This window comes from Actinoplanes solisilvae, from assembly GCF_003999975.1.
GTDB lineage: Bacteria > Actinomycetota > Actinomycetes > Mycobacteriales > Micromonosporaceae > Actinoplanes > Actinoplanes solisilvae.
Genome location: NZ_RJAC01000012.1, coordinates 35,589 through 51,675, shown reverse-complemented (window position 1 = coordinate 51,675; position 16,087 = coordinate 35,589). Strand labels below are relative to the sequence as shown.

15 protein-coding genes are annotated in these 16,087 nt (G+C 69.9%); 7 read left to right on the top strand and 8 right to left on the bottom strand.

From position 1 onward, the window contains the following. Positions 1-23: 23 nt before the first annotated feature. On the bottom strand, positions 24-785 hold the full coding sequence (locus EER30_RS26820; protein WP_127503383.1) for a class I SAM-dependent methyltransferase: 762 nt from the start codon (positions 783-785) through the stop codon (positions 24-26). 76 nt (positions 786-861) lie between these two features. On the opposite strand from EER30_RS26820, the gene EER30_RS26815 reads away from it, so the two are divergent. Further along, a complete protein-coding gene (locus EER30_RS26815; RefSeq protein WP_164842493.1) occupies positions 862-1,494 on the top strand; it encodes a winged helix-turn-helix transcriptional regulator in 633 nt (210 codons plus the stop codon). Here EER30_RS26815 and EER30_RS26810 read toward each other — a convergent pair. Together EER30_RS26810 and EER30_RS26805 are read right to left on the bottom strand one after the other, a co-directional pair. Continuing rightward, the gene (locus EER30_RS26810; RefSeq protein ID WP_127503381.1) at positions 1,469-3,673 is read right to left on the bottom strand and encodes an FG-GAP repeat domain-containing protein; all 2,205 of its coding nucleotides are present in this window, start codon (positions 3,671-3,673) and stop codon (positions 1,469-1,471) included. The two genes, EER30_RS26815 and EER30_RS26810, sit on opposite strands and share 26 nt — an antisense overlap. 72 nt (positions 3,674-3,745) lie before the next feature. Beyond that, positions 3,746-4,069, bottom strand: coding sequence for a putative quinol monooxygenase (locus EER30_RS26805; RefSeq protein ID WP_127503380.1), 324 nt, complete (start codon positions 4,067-4,069; stop codon positions 3,746-3,748). A 71-nt stretch (positions 4,070-4,140) separates the two neighbouring features. On the opposite strand from EER30_RS26805, the gene EER30_RS26800 reads away from it, so the two are divergent. Next, complete coding sequence (locus tag EER30_RS26800) at positions 4,141-4,923, top strand: IclR family transcriptional regulator (RefSeq protein ID WP_127503379.1); 783 nt, start codon at positions 4,141-4,143, stop codon at positions 4,921-4,923. A gap of 112 nt (positions 4,924-5,035) precedes the next feature. Here the strand turns inward: EER30_RS26800 and EER30_RS26795 are convergent, their stop codons facing one another. Together EER30_RS26795 and EER30_RS26790 are read right to left on the bottom strand one after the other, a co-directional pair. Next, positions 5,036-6,034 (bottom strand): NAD(P)-dependent alcohol dehydrogenase, encoded by a 999-nt coding sequence (locus EER30_RS26795; RefSeq protein WP_127503378.1) that lies wholly within the window; start codon positions 6,032-6,034, stop codon positions 5,036-5,038. A 73-nt stretch (positions 6,035-6,107) separates the two neighbouring features. Beyond that, entirely contained in the window at positions 6,108-8,231 is a 2,124-nt protein-coding gene (locus EER30_RS26790; RefSeq protein WP_127503377.1) for an MMPL family transporter, read from the bottom strand. A 201-nt stretch (positions 8,232-8,432) separates the two neighbouring features. Between EER30_RS26790 and EER30_RS26785 the strand changes: the two genes are divergently transcribed. From EER30_RS26785 to EER30_RS26775, 3 genes are all read left to right on the top strand, one after another. Then, positions 8,433-8,696 (top strand): hypothetical protein, encoded by a 264-nt coding sequence (locus tag EER30_RS26785; RefSeq protein WP_097323815.1) that lies wholly within the window; start codon positions 8,433-8,435, stop codon positions 8,694-8,696. A gap of 15 nt (positions 8,697-8,711) precedes the next feature. After that, positions 8,712-9,197, top strand: a complete 486-nt coding sequence (gene smpB, locus EER30_RS26780; protein WP_127503376.1) for an SsrA-binding protein SmpB — start codon at positions 8,712-8,714, stop codon at positions 9,195-9,197. A gap of 287 nt (positions 9,198-9,484) precedes the next feature. Continuing rightward, positions 9,485-10,507 carry an LLM class flavin-dependent oxidoreductase gene (locus tag EER30_RS26775; RefSeq protein WP_127503375.1) on the top strand — a complete coding sequence of 341 codons (1,023 nt, stop codon included), beginning with the start codon at positions 9,485-9,487 and terminating at the stop codon, positions 10,505-10,507. A gap of 49 nt (positions 10,508-10,556) precedes the next feature. On the opposite strand, the gene EER30_RS26770 is transcribed toward EER30_RS26775, so the two are convergent. Further along, positions 10,557-11,711 (bottom strand): sugar ABC transporter substrate-binding protein, encoded by a 1,155-nt coding sequence (locus EER30_RS26770; protein ID WP_127503374.1) that lies wholly within the window; start codon positions 11,709-11,711, stop codon positions 10,557-10,559. Between the two features lie 492 nt (positions 11,712-12,203). On the opposite strand from EER30_RS26770, the gene EER30_RS26765 reads away from it, so the two are divergent. After that, positions 12,204-12,764, top strand: a complete 561-nt coding sequence (locus EER30_RS26765) for a GNAT family N-acetyltransferase (protein WP_127503373.1) — start codon at positions 12,204-12,206, stop codon at positions 12,762-12,764. A gap of 45 nt (positions 12,765-12,809) precedes the next feature. On the opposite strand, the gene EER30_RS26760 is transcribed toward EER30_RS26765, so the two are convergent. Further along, positions 12,810-14,237 (bottom strand): NAD-dependent succinate-semialdehyde dehydrogenase, encoded by a 1,428-nt coding sequence (locus EER30_RS26760; RefSeq protein WP_240670319.1) that lies wholly within the window; start codon positions 14,235-14,237, stop codon positions 12,810-12,812. A 58-nt stretch (positions 14,238-14,295) separates the two neighbouring features. On the opposite strand from EER30_RS26760, the gene EER30_RS26755 reads away from it, so the two are divergent. Then, positions 14,296-15,747, top strand: coding sequence for a peptide MFS transporter (locus tag EER30_RS26755; RefSeq protein ID WP_127503371.1), 1,452 nt, complete (start codon positions 14,296-14,298; stop codon positions 15,745-15,747). Here EER30_RS26755 and EER30_RS26750 read toward each other — a convergent pair. Continuing rightward, positions 15,728-15,967 (bottom strand): hypothetical protein, encoded by a 240-nt coding sequence (locus EER30_RS26750; protein WP_127503370.1) that lies wholly within the window; start codon positions 15,965-15,967, stop codon positions 15,728-15,730. The two genes, EER30_RS26755 and EER30_RS26750, sit on opposite strands and share 20 nt — an antisense overlap. Between the last annotated feature and the right edge of the window lie 120 nt (positions 15,968-16,087).

Here is a 16,087-nt window from a genome sequence, read left to right as displayed (position 1 = left end):
AGCCAGGCCCGATCGACGCGAAACTATGCCCTCTCGCGGGCGGTGATCAGCTGGACCTCCAGGGGGGCGCTGACCGAGCCGTCCGCGGCCAAGTAGGGCGCCAGCACCACCCGGCAGTCGGCGACGATGCGGGCGTGGGTGGCGGCGTCCACATGGCCGCTGACGGGGAGCAGCTCGGCGTGCAGGAAGGTGTCCAAAGTCGGCAGGTGGGTGGCGCTCATCCAGGTGGTGAAGTGGTCGATGTGCCAGCCGGCGCGGGTGCACAGATCGGTCAGCAGGGCCGGGTCGCCGACGTTGAAGTAGGCGCCGATCACCGCGGCCACCGCCGGGCCGGCGTGGCGGGCCACCACCTCGGTCAGAGCGACGTAGCCGGGGCTGGCCGCCAACCGCCCGGGCACCTGCAGTCCGAGGCGGCCGCCGACGCGGGCCATCTCGCGCAGCACGCCCACCCGGTCGGGGAAGAACATCAGCGCCGCCTGGGAGACCACGACGTCGAACGCGCCGTCGGCGAACGGCAGTTCGAGAGCGTCGCCGAGCTGCCAGTCGAGGTCGGGGCGTTTGCGGCGGGCGATCGCCAGCATGGCCGGGTTGAGGTCGAGGCCCGTGACGCGGCCGGCGGTCGAGGCGCAGGCCACGGCTCCGGTGCCGCAGGCGACGTCGAGCATGGTCTCGTCGACGGCGGGGGCGACGGCTTCGATCAGGCGGCGGGCCCAGCCGGCGAACAGGGCGGGCACGAACGTGGACTCGTAGAACTCGGCGGCGTCGGCCGGAAGTGCGTACGTCATGTTCTCAGGGCACACCCGGACGGGCCGAAGGGACAGTCCGGTTTCCGTACTTGCGCGGCCGGTGCATGGTGAACGGGTGCGGGGCTACGGACAGTACTGCCCGATCGCGTTGGCCGCCGAGGTCTACGCCGAGCGGTGGACGCCGATCATCATCCGGAATCTCGATCTCGGCTGCGAGCGGTACACCGAGATCCTCGAGGGCGCGCCCGGCCTGCCGCGCAGCGTCCTCTCCCAGCGGCTGCGCCTGCTCGAGCGGGCCGGGGTGGTTCGCCGGGAGCGGGCCGGCCGCGCCACCTCCTACCGGCTGACCGACAGCGGACGCGAGCTGGCCCAGGTGGGTGACGTGCTCGGCGGGTGGGGCGCCCGCTGGCGTACGGCCGATCCGGAGCGCCAGGACCCCTATCTCGCACTGTGGACGATGGCGCGCATGATCGACCCGGACGGGCTGCCGCGGGCGCGGATCGTGGTCGAGTTCCGGATCACCGACCGGCGGCCGCCGAACCACTACTGGCTGGTGCTGGCCGCGACCGGCAACGAGGTGTGCGCACAGTCGCCGGGGTTCACCGAGGACGGCGTGGTCACGGCCGACGTCGCCACGGTGGTGCGGTGGTACGCCGGGCAGGGCACGATCGCCGTCGCCGGGCCGCCCTGGCTCGAACGCCTGGTCACGCAGTGGGGCAGGCTCAGCCCGTACGCCAGGAGCAGGTGACGCCCCGGTAGGGCGGGCCGGGAGTGAACCGGTCGATCTGCCGCACGGTCGTCTCGCCGCGCTCGAGCCGTTTGCCGTTCCAGGTCCAGCGGATCTCGGTCGTGCGGGCTCCGGCGCGGTCCAGAGCGGCGCCGCCCTCGACGAGTTCGGGCTTGCCGTCGCCGTTCACATCCGAACAGCCCATCCCCGAGGTGTACGTCGGTGAGGTGCTCACGGTGAACGCGGGGCTGATCAGCACAAGGCCGTCGGAGGTCAGCGACAGCAGGCGGAAAGTGCCTCCCGTGCCCAGCGCGACCTCCTCCCCCGGTTCGCCGTCGAGGTCGAGATCGGCCAGCACGGACGGGTTCTCGTCGCGGCTCAACAGCAGCGCGAGATCCGACACTCGTCCAGCGGCCAACACCGCGCGGGCCGTCCAGCGGTCATCGCGGCGATAGAGCAGCAGCGTGTCGGCCTTCCCGTCGCCGTCGAGGTCGGTGCGGACGGCGCTGCGGCAGAGCGAGTCGGGTGGCAGGAACGCGTTCACGGCGCTACCGCACCGCGTGCCGCCGAGCCGCGCCAGACCGGTGGCGGCCGCGGCCGGGAAGTCGCCGGGCGGCAGGTTGTGGGTGAGCGACGTCCACGTGCCGTCCATCGCGACGCACAGGCGGTAGTTGCGGCCGAGCGCGGCCGTCTGGCGAACGATGCCCACGTCCTCGGGCGGCACGCCCATGTCGGTCAGCCGGGCCGGATAGGTGAGCAGGTTGGGGTCGGCCAGCCCGTAGACGAAGCCGTCGCGGGCGGTCTCGTCGCACGGCCAGCGCAACGGCGGCGTCGTGACCAGGGCGGCGACCGCCTCGGTGACCTGCTCGCCGTCCAGGCTGGTGTTGGTGAACACAAGACCGGCGGCGGGCAGAGCGCCGACGAGGTCGTCGCGGCGCGCGGCGGCGTACAGGCGCTCCTGGGTGTTGATCACCGCGGCCGGGATGGCGCCGCCGGGCTCGTTGAGCGCCTTCTGCGGGATGACCGGGCTGCGGTCGGCGACGACCTGCCTCTCCCCCGCGTCGAGGGCGTCACCTCGACCAAGAGCTTCGAGTACGGAGGGCAGGCCGCGGATCGCGGTGACGACAGCGCGAGTGACGGCGCCGCGCTGCTGCTTCGCGAGCTCTTCGGGGCCCTCGGGCGGGACCGGCCAGCCCGCCAGCGCGTCGGTGACGCAGGTCTGCACACGGTCGGTCTTGACGGTCAGTGCGCAGCGGACGGCTTTGACCGTCACGGGCGGGGGGACGTACGCGTCGCTCATGACCTCGACGACGTATTCGGCCGTCGCCACGTCGAGACCGCCCCGCAGCGCGAAATCGACGGTCGCGTAGCCGCCCGGAAGCGCCAGGTCGAGCGAGCCGTTGCCGGGCAGGAACGTGTGGTCGCGGTCGGACTCGGCCAGCCGGCGCCACACCGTGCCGGCCACGGTCGGCGGGCCCGCCGGGGTCACCCGCATCGGCGGATAGTCGCCCAGCTCGGCGAACTGGCCGGACGCGCGGTTGCTGGTCATCCGCATCAGGGCCGCCCGGTCGGCGGCGCCCGCGGCCACGCACGTACGCACGACGTCGCCCTCGGCATGGACGGTCCAGCGGTCCGAGCGGGTGGTGCCGCAGTCGGGACCGGTCGCGTCGTGGGCGCCCGAGCCGGCCAGAAGATCAGGACCCCGCACCACCGTACGGCCGGCCGACGTGATCGACAGGGTGCCGACGGTCGCCGTGATCGTGCCGGCCACGCGGTCGACCACCCCGCCCTCGCCGTTCCAGCCGCCGACGACGTCGCGTGTCACCAGCGTGGCCAGGTCGCCGGTGGCGTCGACTGCCTTCTCGCCGGCCTTCTCGCCGGCCTTCTCGCCGGTCAGGGGCAGGGTGACGGTGGCCGAGGTGCGCAGCTCCGCGTCGCCGAGTGCGATGTCGACCGGCTCGGTGATCCAGGTCAGCCCCGGCGGCGCGGAGATGCTCGGGCGGGGCGCGATGCGCACCTCGGTGTCGCGGCTGAGCGCTCCCGGCTCGAACCGGACAGAAACCCCCGACGGGGTGGTGATCGTGCCGCCCGAGGCCGCGCTGATCTCGGCGACGGTCGCCGGGGAGCGCAGCGACCAGGCGACGACGCCGACTGTCGCCAGGAGCACGGCCGCCACGACCGCGGCCAGGGCCACACGCACGAATCTCCTCCTGGATCCTGAGGGATCCACGGTAGGAACGAGGCTCAAGTGCGGTGCACCTCCGGACGGGCGTTATTTGACGGCCAACTCGCCCAGCTCGGACCAGTCGTCCTGGTCGACCGACTGGCTCACGATCTTGGGCGTGGCCCGCAGATAACGCGGCAGGTCCTGCTGGGCCTGCTTGAAATGGGCCGATCCGACGTGCGCGGCACCGGCGTCGCCGTCCCGGAAGGCCTCGACCAGCACATATTCGGTCGGGTCGTCGAGGCTGCGGGACCAGTCGAACCACAGACAGCCTTCCTCGGCCCGGGTCGCCGCGGTGAACGAGCCGGCGATCTCGGGCCACTTGTCCGCGAACTCTGGCTTGATCGGGAACTTGGCGGTAATAAAGATCATCGGGGCTTCCCTTTCGCGCAAATGGTGAATGGCGTTCCGTCTATCCTCGCCCGGCCAGCACGCTGAGGAGCATGACGGTTCTTCAATCCGTCGAGCGGGCGATGCGCGTGCTCGACCACATCGCCGCCGCACCCGGCCCGGTGCAGGCCAAACAGATCGCCGCCGCGCTCGGCCTCACCCTGCCGACCACCTATCATCTGCTCACGACCCTGGTCAGCGGAGGCTATCTGGTCCATCTGACCGAGGAGCGGGCGTACGCCCTGGGGCACCGCGTCGATGACCTGGCGCGTGGACTGCACCGGCAGATCGAGGCCCCGCCCGAGGTGCGGCGGGTGACGTCGGTGGTGCACCGCGAGGCGCAGGCCGCGTCCTACTACGCCACCCTGCGCGACGCCGAGATGATCGTCGCGCACGTGGCCGAGTGCCCGGCCCACCCACGCATCCGGCCGCTGGCGGTCGGCTTCCATCAGGCGCCGCACGCGACGGCGTTCGGCAAGCTGATGCTGTCCCGGCTGCCGGTCGACGACCGCGAGACCCTGCTGGAACACACCGGAACGCCGGCCGTGACCGCCGCGACGGTCATCGACCGAAGCCTGCTGACGCGCCAGCTGCGCCAGGTGCGCGAGACCGGCCTGGCCGTCGAGGTCGACGAGTTCCAGGACGGCCTGACCTGCATGGCCGCCCCGGTCACGGACGCCGTCGGCCGCTTCGTGGGCGCCGTCGCCGTCTCCATGCCGACCACCCGCCTGCGCGACGACCGCCGCTCCGTCGAACGAGCCGTACGCCTCGGCGCCGTCCGGGCCACCCGGGCGATAGCCCTCTCCACCGCCACCAGAACCGGCCGCCTCCTCTGAAGTTGTCAGGGGCATCACCCCCGCCTCCCTGTGGATAAGTCGATTTGTCCGCTCCCGCCGCCCTACTCTCAGGCCGGCCCCCTGGGTGGGAGGGGTAGGGCTGGTGAGAGGGCTACGGCACGAGGATTCCGCGGCCCTGCAGTCGCCCGGCTTCCAGGTCGTCCATCGCCTCGTTCACCGCGGTCAGCGGATACGTGCGGGTGTGCAGCGTGACCTTGCCCTGGGCGGCGAGGGTCATCAGCTCGTCGAGGTCGTTGTACGAGCCGACCAGGTTGCCGATGATGTTGCGTTCGGTGGAGATCAGGTCGATGGTCGGGATGTTCACCGTGCCGCCGTAGCCGATCACGTAGTAGCTTCCGGCCCGCCGGGTCATCGTGAGCCCGAGCTTCTCCGCGCCCTGTTCGCCGACGAAGTCGAGCACCACGTCGGCACTGTCGGTCAGTTCGTCCCCGTTCGCGACAACCTCGTGGGCGCCCAGCTCGCGGGCCAGTTCACGGGCCTTCTCGTTGGGGTCGATCACGACGACCTCGGCCGCGGTCATGGCGACCAGGCACTGGATGCCGATGTGGCCGAGCCCGCCCGCCCCGATCACCACGCAGGTCCGGCCCGGGTAGAGCAACGGCACCGCCTTCCGTACGGCGTGGTAGGCGGTCAGCCCCGCGTCGGCGAGCGCGGCCACCGCCGCCGGTTCGAGGCCGTCGGCCAGTTTCACCACCGAGCGGGCGCTGGTCAGCAGATATTCGGCCATCCCGCCGTCGCTGTCGATGCCCGGGAAGCGGGAGTTCTCGCAGTGCACGTCGTCGCCGGAGCGGCAGGGACGGCACAGGCCGCAGGTCACCAGCGGGTGCAGGATGACCGCGTCGCCGGGGGCCACGTTCGTGACCGCGCTGCCGACCTCGCGCACCCACCCGGCGTTCTCGTGCCCGATCACGTACGGCAGCTGCACGCCGGACTTCTCGGCCCACTGCCCCTCGATGATGTGCAGGTCGGTGCGGCACAACCCGGCCGCGCCGACCTGCACCAGCACGTCGAGCGGTCCGGTCACCTTGGGCTCGGGCACCTCGTCGATCGACGGTCGTTTGCCGTAGGAGTGCACTCGGACAGCCTTCATCGGCTTCGCCTCCTCGCGTCTGCCGGTGGGTCGCGGGTTCCACGGCCCACCGGCAGCCTGCGCAGGAGCGTGCTCAGTGCGTAAGTTCGGGTTCAGATGATGACAACGGCTCCCCCGGTTTGTCGGTCGGGTCGTCGTGTTTGCGGGCCAGTCTGCTCGGCCACCACATGTGCCGGCCGATGTCGAGGTTGAGCGCGGTGACCAGCACCGAGCGCACGATGATCGTGTCGAGCAGGACGCCGAAGGCCACCGCGAACCCGATCTCGACGAACGCGACCAGTGGCAGGCTGGCCAGCGCCCCGAACGTGCCGGCCAGCACGATGCCGGCCGAGGTGATCACGCCACCGGTGGCGGCCAGGCCGACGACGGCGCCGCGCCGGGTGCCGTGCTGGTGGGCCTCCTCGCGCACCCGGGTCATCAGGAAGATGTTGTAGTCGATGCCCAAGGCGACCAGGAACACGAAGACGAACAGGGGGAACGACGTGTCCTCGGCCGGGAAGCCGAAGATGTGCCGGAAGACGAGCGTGCTGATGCCCAGCGCGGCGGCGAAGGAGAGCACGACCGTCGCGATCAGGATCAGCGGCGCCACGATCGCCCGCAGCAGCAGCCCGAGGATCACGAGCACGACCAGCAGCACCAGCGGGATGATCAGCCGGTTGTCGTGGTCGTTGGCGTTGTTGATGTCGAGGATGATCGCGGTGCCGCCGCCGACCTTGGCATCGGCGCCGGGCACGGCGTGCACCGCGTCGCGGACGCGTTCGACGGTCTGCTGCGCGGCCTTGCTGTCGGGGGCCTCGGACAGCGTTCCGTCGATGAGGGCGAGGTTTCCGCGGACCACCGGTTCGGTGACCTCGGTGATGCCGGGGACCGCGGCGAAGGTCTGCCGCACCTGCGCGGCGCTCGCCGCGTTGGCGATGACCGTGACGGGCTGGCCGCCGCCGGCCGGGAAGTGCCGGGCGAGGGCCTGTTCGGCGACGGTCGACGGCTGTTCGGTGGTGAACTGGTCGGCCTGGCTGAGCCCGGTCGCGTTGAGCTGGAGCAGGCCCAGGGCCATCGCGCCGAGCACGACCGAGGTGGTGATCCAGACGCGGCGCGGGTGGCGGGCGATGCGGCCGCCCAGCCGGGCCCAGAAACCGGTCGTGGTCGGCTCGGGAGTGCCGAACTTGGGGCGGACCGGCCAGAACAGCCAGCGGCCGAAGATCACCAGCAGGGCCGGGAGCAGGGTGACCATGGCGGCCAGGCCGACGACCACGCCGATGGCGGCGACCGGGCCGAGCCCACGGGTCGAGTTCAGCTCGGCCAGGGCCAGGCAGGACATGCCGATCGCCACGGTGGCGCCGCTCGCGATGATCGCCGGGCCGGCCCGGTGCAGGGCGAACTGCATGGCCTCGTGCCGGTCGTCGTGGCGGCGCAGTTCTTCGCGGTAGCGCGCGACCAGCAGGAGCGCGTAGTCGGTGCCGGCGCCGAAGACCAGCACGGTGAGGATGCCGGCGCTCTGCGCGTTGACCACCAGGCCGGCGTGTTTGGCGAGCAGGTAGATCAGGCCTTGGGAGCTGGCCAGCGCCACCCCGGCGACCGCGATCGGCAAAATCCAGAGGACGGGGCTGCGATAGGTGATCAGCAGGATGATCGCGACGATGAGCAGGGTCGTGTAGAGCAGGGTGCCGTCGATGCCCTCGAAGGCGCCGGCCGAGTCGGCCGCGACCGCGACCGGGCCGGCCAGGAAGACCTGGACGCCGGGCGGCGCGTTGGCCTCGGCGATGCCCTTGATGCTGTCGGCGATGCCGGGCAGCGCTTCCCAGCCCTCGTCGGAGATGCGGACCGGCACGATGGTCTGGATCGCGGCCTTGTCCTGCGACTCGATCGGCCCGACCACTTGACCGGTGACGTCTTGGACGCCGGCGAAGGCCCGCGCGTCGGAGGCGGCCTTGGCCCGCAGGGCGTCGGTGACACCACCGGGCTGCTCGTAGACGATGATCGCGGGCGCGATGTCGTCGGGCTGGAACTGCCGCTGGAGGTCGACGACCTGCGTCGACTCCGCCCCGCCGGGCAGCCATGCCGAATTGTCGTTCTTCTGGACGCTGGTCAGTTTGCCCGCGAGCGGGCCGGCCAGCGCCAGCACGACGATCCACAGCGCGAGGACGACCCATTTCGACCACCGGCCGCAGACGAGCCTCGCCACCCCACCAGTTGCCATCCCGATCCCCCCGAATCGTGGTGCGAACTTGGCGGAGCGTAATCCTGTGCGCGTGACCACCAGAAGACCTCTGTCGGACACTCAGGGTTATCTCAGGGGTGATCCTCGCCACCTTCGTCCATGATGGCCCGACATGTAGGGAATCGTCGGCCCAAGCGGTCAGGTCGCGGCGAGCACGACCATTTCGGCATAATCCTGCGGGTGACCAATTGGGAATACGCGCGGCTCGAATACCGCGCCGCCGGCACGCTCGGGGCCGACCGGTTCATGGACTGGACCGCCACCTTCCACCACCCCGGCGGCACGCTGCGCTGGGGCACCGACGAGCGCTACGACGACCTGCGCCACCTCAACCGGGCGGGCGCGGCCGGCTGGCAGGCCTACGACCGGGCCGCCATGCACGTGCACAACGAGCCCCACCGGCTCAGCAGCGTCACTTATTCGATGCGCCGTCCCGTGCCGTAAAGCTAATCTCTCCCCGTGAGCAGGGAGACCGGACGCAAGTTGATCGCCTCGAACAAGAAGGCGCGGCACGACTACGCCGTCCTCAAGACGTACGAGGCGGGCATCGTGCTGGCCGGAACCGAGGTGAAGTCGCTGCGCGAGGGCCGGGCGTCGCTGGTCGACGCGTTCGCCCAGGAGCACGAGGGCGAGATCATGCTCTACGGCCTGCACATCGCGGAGTACGGCTACGGCAGCTGGACCAACCACGTGCCGCGCCGCACCCGCAAGCTGCTGCTGCACAAGACCGAGATCCTCAAGATCCTCGCTCAGCTCCGCGACGGCAACGGGCTCACCCTGGTGCCGCTCTCGATGTATTTCAACGAGGGCTGGGCCAAGGTCGAGCTCGGGCTGGCGCGCGGCCTCAAGTCGTACGACAAACGCCAGGTGCTGGCCGAGCGCGACGCCAAGAACGAGATCGCCCGGGAAATGGGTCGACGCCTGAAAGGCCGCACCTCTCGGTGAAGACCGGCACGCCGTTGGGGACCGTTTCGTTTGCCATGCGGTGACGGAGAAAGCTGGTTCCGTGTCACGGCTTCCTCCCCGCAACACCGCGGCGACTCGGTCCGGATCACGTGGGTGGTCAACCGCAGCGGCGGCGCGACGATCAAGGTGCAGCGCGGCCTGAAGGGTGACGGGTGGTTTCGTGTCCCCCGTCAGCCCCGCCGTTACCCCGAAATGCCGGTGAGGCCGTCCTCGCACCGGCCCCGGACAGCGGCTTTGAGCTGCATCAACTCTCATTCTAAGATCACCTGGTGGAATTCGGACTCAACACGTTCGGCGACGTCACCGCCGGCAGCGACGGAAAGAGACTTCCGTACGCACAAGTGATCCGCGACGTGATCGAGCAGGCGGTGCTCGCCGAGCGGGTCGGGGTCGACGGCTTCGGCCTCGGCGAGCACCACCGCGACGACTTCGCGGTCTCCGCCCCCGAGATCGTGCTGGCCGCCATCGCGGCGCGTACCGAGCGCATCAAGCTCGGCACCGCGGTCACCGTGCTCAGCTCGGACGACCCGGTGCGCGTCTTCGAACGGTTCGCCACGCTCGACGCGGTCTCGCGCGGCCGCGCCGAGATCATCCTGGGCCGCGGGTCGTTCACCGAGTCGTTCCCGCTGTTCGGCTTCGACCTGCACGACTACGAGAAGCTGTTCGAGGAGAAGGCCGACCTCATGGTCAAGCTCCTCGACGAGGGCCCGGTGACCTGGTCGGGCACGGTCCGCCCACCGCTGACCGACCAGCAGGTCTATCCCAAGACCGAGTCCGGCCACATCCGTACGTGGATCGGCGTGGGCGGCAGTCCGGAGTCGGTGGTCCGTGCCGCCCGGCACGGCCTGCCGCTGGTCCTGGCGATCATCGGCGGCGAGCCTGTGCGGTTCGCGCCCTACGTCGAGCTCTACCATCGCGCCCTCGAGGAGTTCGAGCAGCCGCAGCAGCCGGTCGCCGTGCACTGCCCCGGGTTCGTCGCCGAGACCGACGAGGAGGCGATCGAGACGCTCTGGCCGCACGCGCGCAACATGCTCAACCGCATCGGTCGCGAGCGGGGCTGGCCGCCGCTGAGCCGCGACCGCTTCGAGATCGACGTGCGCGACGGGGCCTGGCACGCCGGTTCGCCCGAGACGGTCGCCCAGAAGATCGCCCGTACGGTGCAGGAACTGGGCATTCAGCGCTTCGACCTGAAGTACTCGGTGGGCACTCTGCCCCACGAGAAGATGATGAGCGCGATCGAGCTCTACGGCACCCGGGTGCTGCCTCGCGTGAAGGAACTGCTGGCCTGACGCGAAAGGGCCAGGCGGATCACCGCCTGGCCCTTTGCTCAGCTACCGCTTACTGCTGTTCGTCGTCGTCGCTCGACTTCGCCTTGGCGTACGAGCCGACCTTGTACTGCTTGCAGAGGGCCAGGTACTTGCCGACGCAGAGCTTGTTCTCGGGGACGAAGCTCGGCACGACGTCGTTGATGTTCTCGCGGAAGATCGACGTCGGCTTCAGGCTCTCGAACGGCACGTAGGCGCCGGACTCCGGGTCCTTGATGGTGGGACCGACCTCGGGCTTCTTGCCGTTGAACAGCTCGATCGCGAGGTTTGCCGCGGCCGTGGCCTCGGCCTTCACGGCCTTGTAGACCGTCATGCACTGCTCGCCGGTCAGGATGTTCTGCAGACCTTCGAGCGTGGCGTCCTGGCCGGTGACCGGGACGACACCGTTCAGCTTGTGCTTGCGCAGCACCTTGATGACCGCGTTGCCCATGCCGTCGTTGGCCGCGAGGACACCGCGAATGTCGGGCGCCTGTCCCAGCATCTGCGTGAAGATCTTCTCGGCCTCGTCGTCCTTCCACTCCGGCACCCACTGCTCGGGGCCCTTGCGGTAGGTGGCCTCGTCGTACTTCTCGTTCAGCGGCTCGTCGTAGCCGGCCTTGAACAGCGTCGCGTTGTTGTCGGCCGGGGAGCCGTTGAGCTGCGCGATCAGCGGGTTCTCGGCCTTCTTGGCCTTCAGGCACTTGATCAGGCCCCACGCCTGCTGCCGGCCGACCTCGTTGCCGTCGAAGCTCACGTAGTAGTCGGCGCCGCCGTTGAGGGTGAGCCGGTCGTAGTCGATCGTGGGGACCTTCTTGGCCCGGGCCTTGTCGAGGACGGCCTTGCCGCTGACGGAGTCGAGGTTCGCGATGATCAGCACCTTCACGCCGCTGTTGATCATCGACTCGCCGATCTGGACGAACTTGGCCCGGTCGCCGTTGGCGTTCTGCATCTCGACCGGGATCTTGGCCGCCTTCAGAGCAGCCTCGAGATACTTGGGGTCCTCGTTGGCCCAGCGGGTCGAGCTCTCGGTGTCGGGGAAGATCACGCCGACGCGTGCCTTGCCGCTGCCGGTGCTGGTGCTGCCGCTGTCGTTACCGGTGTCACCGGAATCACCGGAGTCGTCACACGCAGTCATGGTGGCCGTCGCCATCAGGCCGACGGCGGCGATAGCCAACAGTCTCTTGCGCATTGGGGGGTGCGTCCTCTCCGATGAAGCTCGACCTGTCGAAGGCTCCGAATGGGCCGACCAAGTATCGGGTAGACCCGGGTGCATCCGACAGGGGGTACGGGGCCGGAGAGAAAAATAGTTCATTTCCCGTCCGTGAGCACCTTTACATCACAGTCGGTACAGAAAAACTTGATCTTCGCAGGTCAGCGTTTCGATTCCCTTTCCTTTCGGCCCGCCGCTCGGCCCGCCGCGCCGCCCCTCGCCACGCCGAACGGCCGATGCCATCCCGGCCGAACGGCGAACCCGCTCCGCCGACAGGGCGGCATAAACCGCCAAATCAGGCGACGGCGGTCCACGCCCGACAAATGATGCCGCGCTGCGGGGAGCGCGAGGACGACCGCGACGCCGGCGTGAGGGCTCGGCAACGACCCGCGCCGGCGAATTCGCGGGCTTCCCCCACCCCGTACGGTCGGCTTTGATCTCTGAGTGTATGGAGTGCGGGAGGATGGTTCGATGGGGCTGAGCAGCCGGGTGGCGACGCGGGACGACGTCGGGGCACTGCGGGAACTGATCGATCTGGCGATCGCGGAACTGTCGAAGGCGTTCCTGGACGATGATCAGATCAGGAGCAGTACGGCGATCATGGGGCTGGACACGCAGCTCATCGACGACGGCACCTACTTCGTGATCGAGCTCGACGGGGCGCTGGCCGGGTGCGGCGGGTGGAGCCGGCGGGCGACCCTCTACGGCGGTGACCACTCGACGCAGCGGGACATCGCGCTGCTCGACCCGGCCACCGACCCGGCCAAGGTGCGCGCGATGTATACCCATCCCGACTTCGCGCGGCGCGGCGTGGGGCGGATGATTCTCGGGCTCTGCGAACGGGCCGCCGCGGCCGAGGGCTACACCCGGCTCGAATTGATGGCGACCATGTCGGGCGAGCCGCTCTATCGCAGCTACGGCTTCGAGGAGATCAACCGGATCGAGGACGCCCGCGGCGGCGCCCCCGTTCCGATCGTGCGAATGGGTAAGAAGGTGAGGATTGTTCAGGGCGGTGGAGACCAGGCTTCCTGACCTGCGGCTGAGTGCAGCTCCAGGCGGGCCCTGAACAACCCTCAATCACCAGTTGACGGCGATGTATTTCGATTCGAGGTATTCGAGCAGTCCCTCGTGGCCGCCCTCACGGCCGATGCCGCTCTGCTTGACGCCGCCGAACGGCGCGGCCGGGTCGCTGACCAGCCCTCGGTTGAGCCCGACCATGCCGGCCTCGATCGCCTCGCTGACCCGCAGGCCCCGGGCCAGGTCGCCGGTGTAGACGTACGCCACCAGGCCGTACTCGGTGTCGTTGGCCAGACGGACGGCCTCGTCCTCGCCGGTGAAGGTCACGACGGGGGCGACCGGGCCGAAGATCTCCTCGCGCAGGATCGCCGCGTCGGAGGCGACCCCGGTCAGCACCGTCGGCGGGTAGTAGTAGCCGGGACCCTCGGGCCGGGCGCCGCCGGTCTCGGCCGTGGCACCGGCCTCGATCGCGCCGCGCACCAGCGCGTCGACCTTGGCCACGGTGTCCTCGTTGACCAGCGGGCCGACCTGGGTCTGCTCGTCGGTGCCGGGGCCGACGCGCAGCGCCGACATGCGGGCCGACAGGCGGCGCGAGAACTCGCCGGCGATCGACGACTCGACGTAGAAGCGGTTCGCCGCCGTGCAGGCCTCGCCGCCGTTGCGCATCTTCGCGATCAGGGCCCCCTCGATCGCGGCGTCGAGGTCGGCGTCGGCGAAGACCACGAACGGGGCGTTGCCGCCGAGCTCCATCGACGTGTTCACGACGTTGTCGGCCGCCTGGGCCAGCAGGATGCGGCCGACCTCGGTCGAACCGGTGAACGACAGCTTGCGCACCCGGGCGTCGCGCAGCATCCGCGAAACGACCTTGCCCGAGCTGCGCGAGGGCAGCACGTTCACGACGCCGGAGGGCACTCCCGCCTCGGCCAGGATCGCGACCATGGCCAGTGCGGTCAGCGGGGTGTCGCTGGCCGGTTTGAGCACGACTGTGCAGCCGGCCGCGAGCGCCGGGCCGATCTTGCGGGTGGCCATCGCGGCCGGGAAGTTCCACGGGGTGACCAGCACGCAGACGCCGACGGGCTGACGCACGACGAGGATGCGGTTGGCGCCGGACGGGGCGGTCGCGACCAGGCCGTCGCCGCGCACGGCCTCCTCGGCGAACCAGCGGAAGAACTCGGCCGCGTACGTCACCTCGCCCTTGGCGTCCACGAGGGCCTTGCCGTTCTCGAGGCTGATCAGCTTCGCGAGCTCGTCGGCCCGCTCGGTCATCAGCTCCCAGGCGCGGCGCAGCGCCTCACCCCGTACGCGGGGAGGGGTCGCCGCCCACGCCGCGCCCGCCTCGGCCGCCGCGTCGACGGCGGCGATCGCGTCGGCCTCACCGCCGTCCGCGACCGAGGCGATGACGTCACCGGTCGCCGGGTCGATCACCTCAAAACGGTTGCCGGAGGACGCGGGGACCCATTTGCCGCCGATGAAGAGTTCGGTTTCCACGCCCACAGCATGGTCCACGTCTCTTTTCGGCGCTACGGCTCGCGGGTATTCGCAGGCCATGACCGCTGCGCAGACGGAACAACAGGACCGCAGCTTCTTCGGACAGCCGCGGCCGCTGGCCAATCTCTTCGGCGTCGAGCTGTGGGAACGGTTCTCGTTCTACGGCATGCAGGGCATCCTGCTGATCTACCTCTATTACGAGGCGGACCGCGGCGGTCTCGGGATCAACCAGGGCACGGCGGCCGGCATCGTGGGGGCGTACGGCGGCTCGGTCTATCTCTCGACGGTGATCTTCGCCTGGTTGTCGGACCGGCTCTTCGGCCCCGAAAAGGTGCTGTTCGGCAGCGCGATCCTGGTCATGGCCGGGCACATCGGGCTCGCGGTCATCCCGGGCGTGCTCGGCGTGACGGTCGGCCTGATCCTGGTCGCGCTGGGCAGCGGCGGTGTCAAGGCGACCGCGACCACGCTGGTCGGCGGGCTCTACCGGGAGGGCGACGAGCGGCGCGACGCGGGCTTCTCGATCTTCTATCTCGGCATCAACCTGGGCGCGCTCGTCGGTCCGCTGCTCACCGGGCTGCTGCAGGAGGAAATCGGCTTCCACTACGGCTTCGGGCTGGCCGCGGTGGGCATGGCGATCGGTCTGACCCAGTACGCGCTGGGCCGTAAACGTCTGCCGGCGAACGCGAACCACGTCGCCAACCCGCTGCCGGCCAACCGGCGCCCGATGGTCTACGGCATCGCCGCGGCCGTCGTGATCGTGATCGTCGTGCTGGCCCTGACCGGGGCGCTGCCGGCGGACCGGCTGTCCGACATCGTGATCGTGCTCAGCATCGTCGCGGCCGTCGCCTACTTCGTGGTGATCCTGACCAGCCACCGGATCAACGTCGTCGAGCGGCGGCGGGTGCTCGCGTTCATCCCGATGTTCATCGCCAGCGCCGCGTTCTGGTCGCTCTACCAGCAACAGTTCACGGTGATCACGATCTATTCGGACACGCGCCTCGACCGGAACCTGGGCGGCTGGGAGTTCCCCGTCTCCTGGGTCCAGTCGATCAACCCGGTGTTCATCATCATCCTGGCCGGCGTGTTCGCCACGTTGTGGACGCGGCTCGGTGACCGTCAGCCGTCGACCCCGGTCAAGTTCGCCGCCGGCACCGCGATCATGGGCGTGGCGTTCCTGTTGTTCCTGCCGTTCGCGATGACGACCAAGGTGCCGCTGCTCGGCCTGGCCGGAATTCTGCTCGTCTTCACGATCGCCGAGCTGCTGCTCTCGCCAGTGGGCCTGTCGGTCACCACGAAACTCGCGCCCGAGGCGTTCCGTACGCAGATGGTGGCCCTGTTCTTCCTGTCGGTCGCTCTCGGGACCGCGCTGTCCGGAGAGCTCGCCGGCTACTACAACGCCGACGACGAGGTCGCCTACTTCGGCATCCTCGGTGTCGTGGCGATCGTGCTCGGTGGCACTCTGCTGGCGTTGACGCCGATGCTCAAGCGGCTCATGGGCGGGGTGCGGTAGCCGCCACCTCGGCCATGCGCGCGATCGCCACCGCGGCGCGGACGAAGTCGTTGGCGGCCAGGTCGCCGATCGTGTTGATGCCGAACGCGAGGCTGAGGCCCTGGGCCTCCTCGTCGCTGACGCCGGAGAGGGCGGAGACGGGGGCGTTGACCAGGTCGGTCAGCGGCGTGTCACGGAAGGGTTCGTCGAGCAGGGCGTCGAGGTTCACGGGCACGGGCATGGGCAGCCTCCGACGTGGTCGGTCCGTGGGACGCCCGCAGCATGCCACGCCCGCCGCCCGGCCTGCCGTCCCGTTTCGGATGGCGCGCAAACACAACACGATTGCCAAACACGCCCGGGT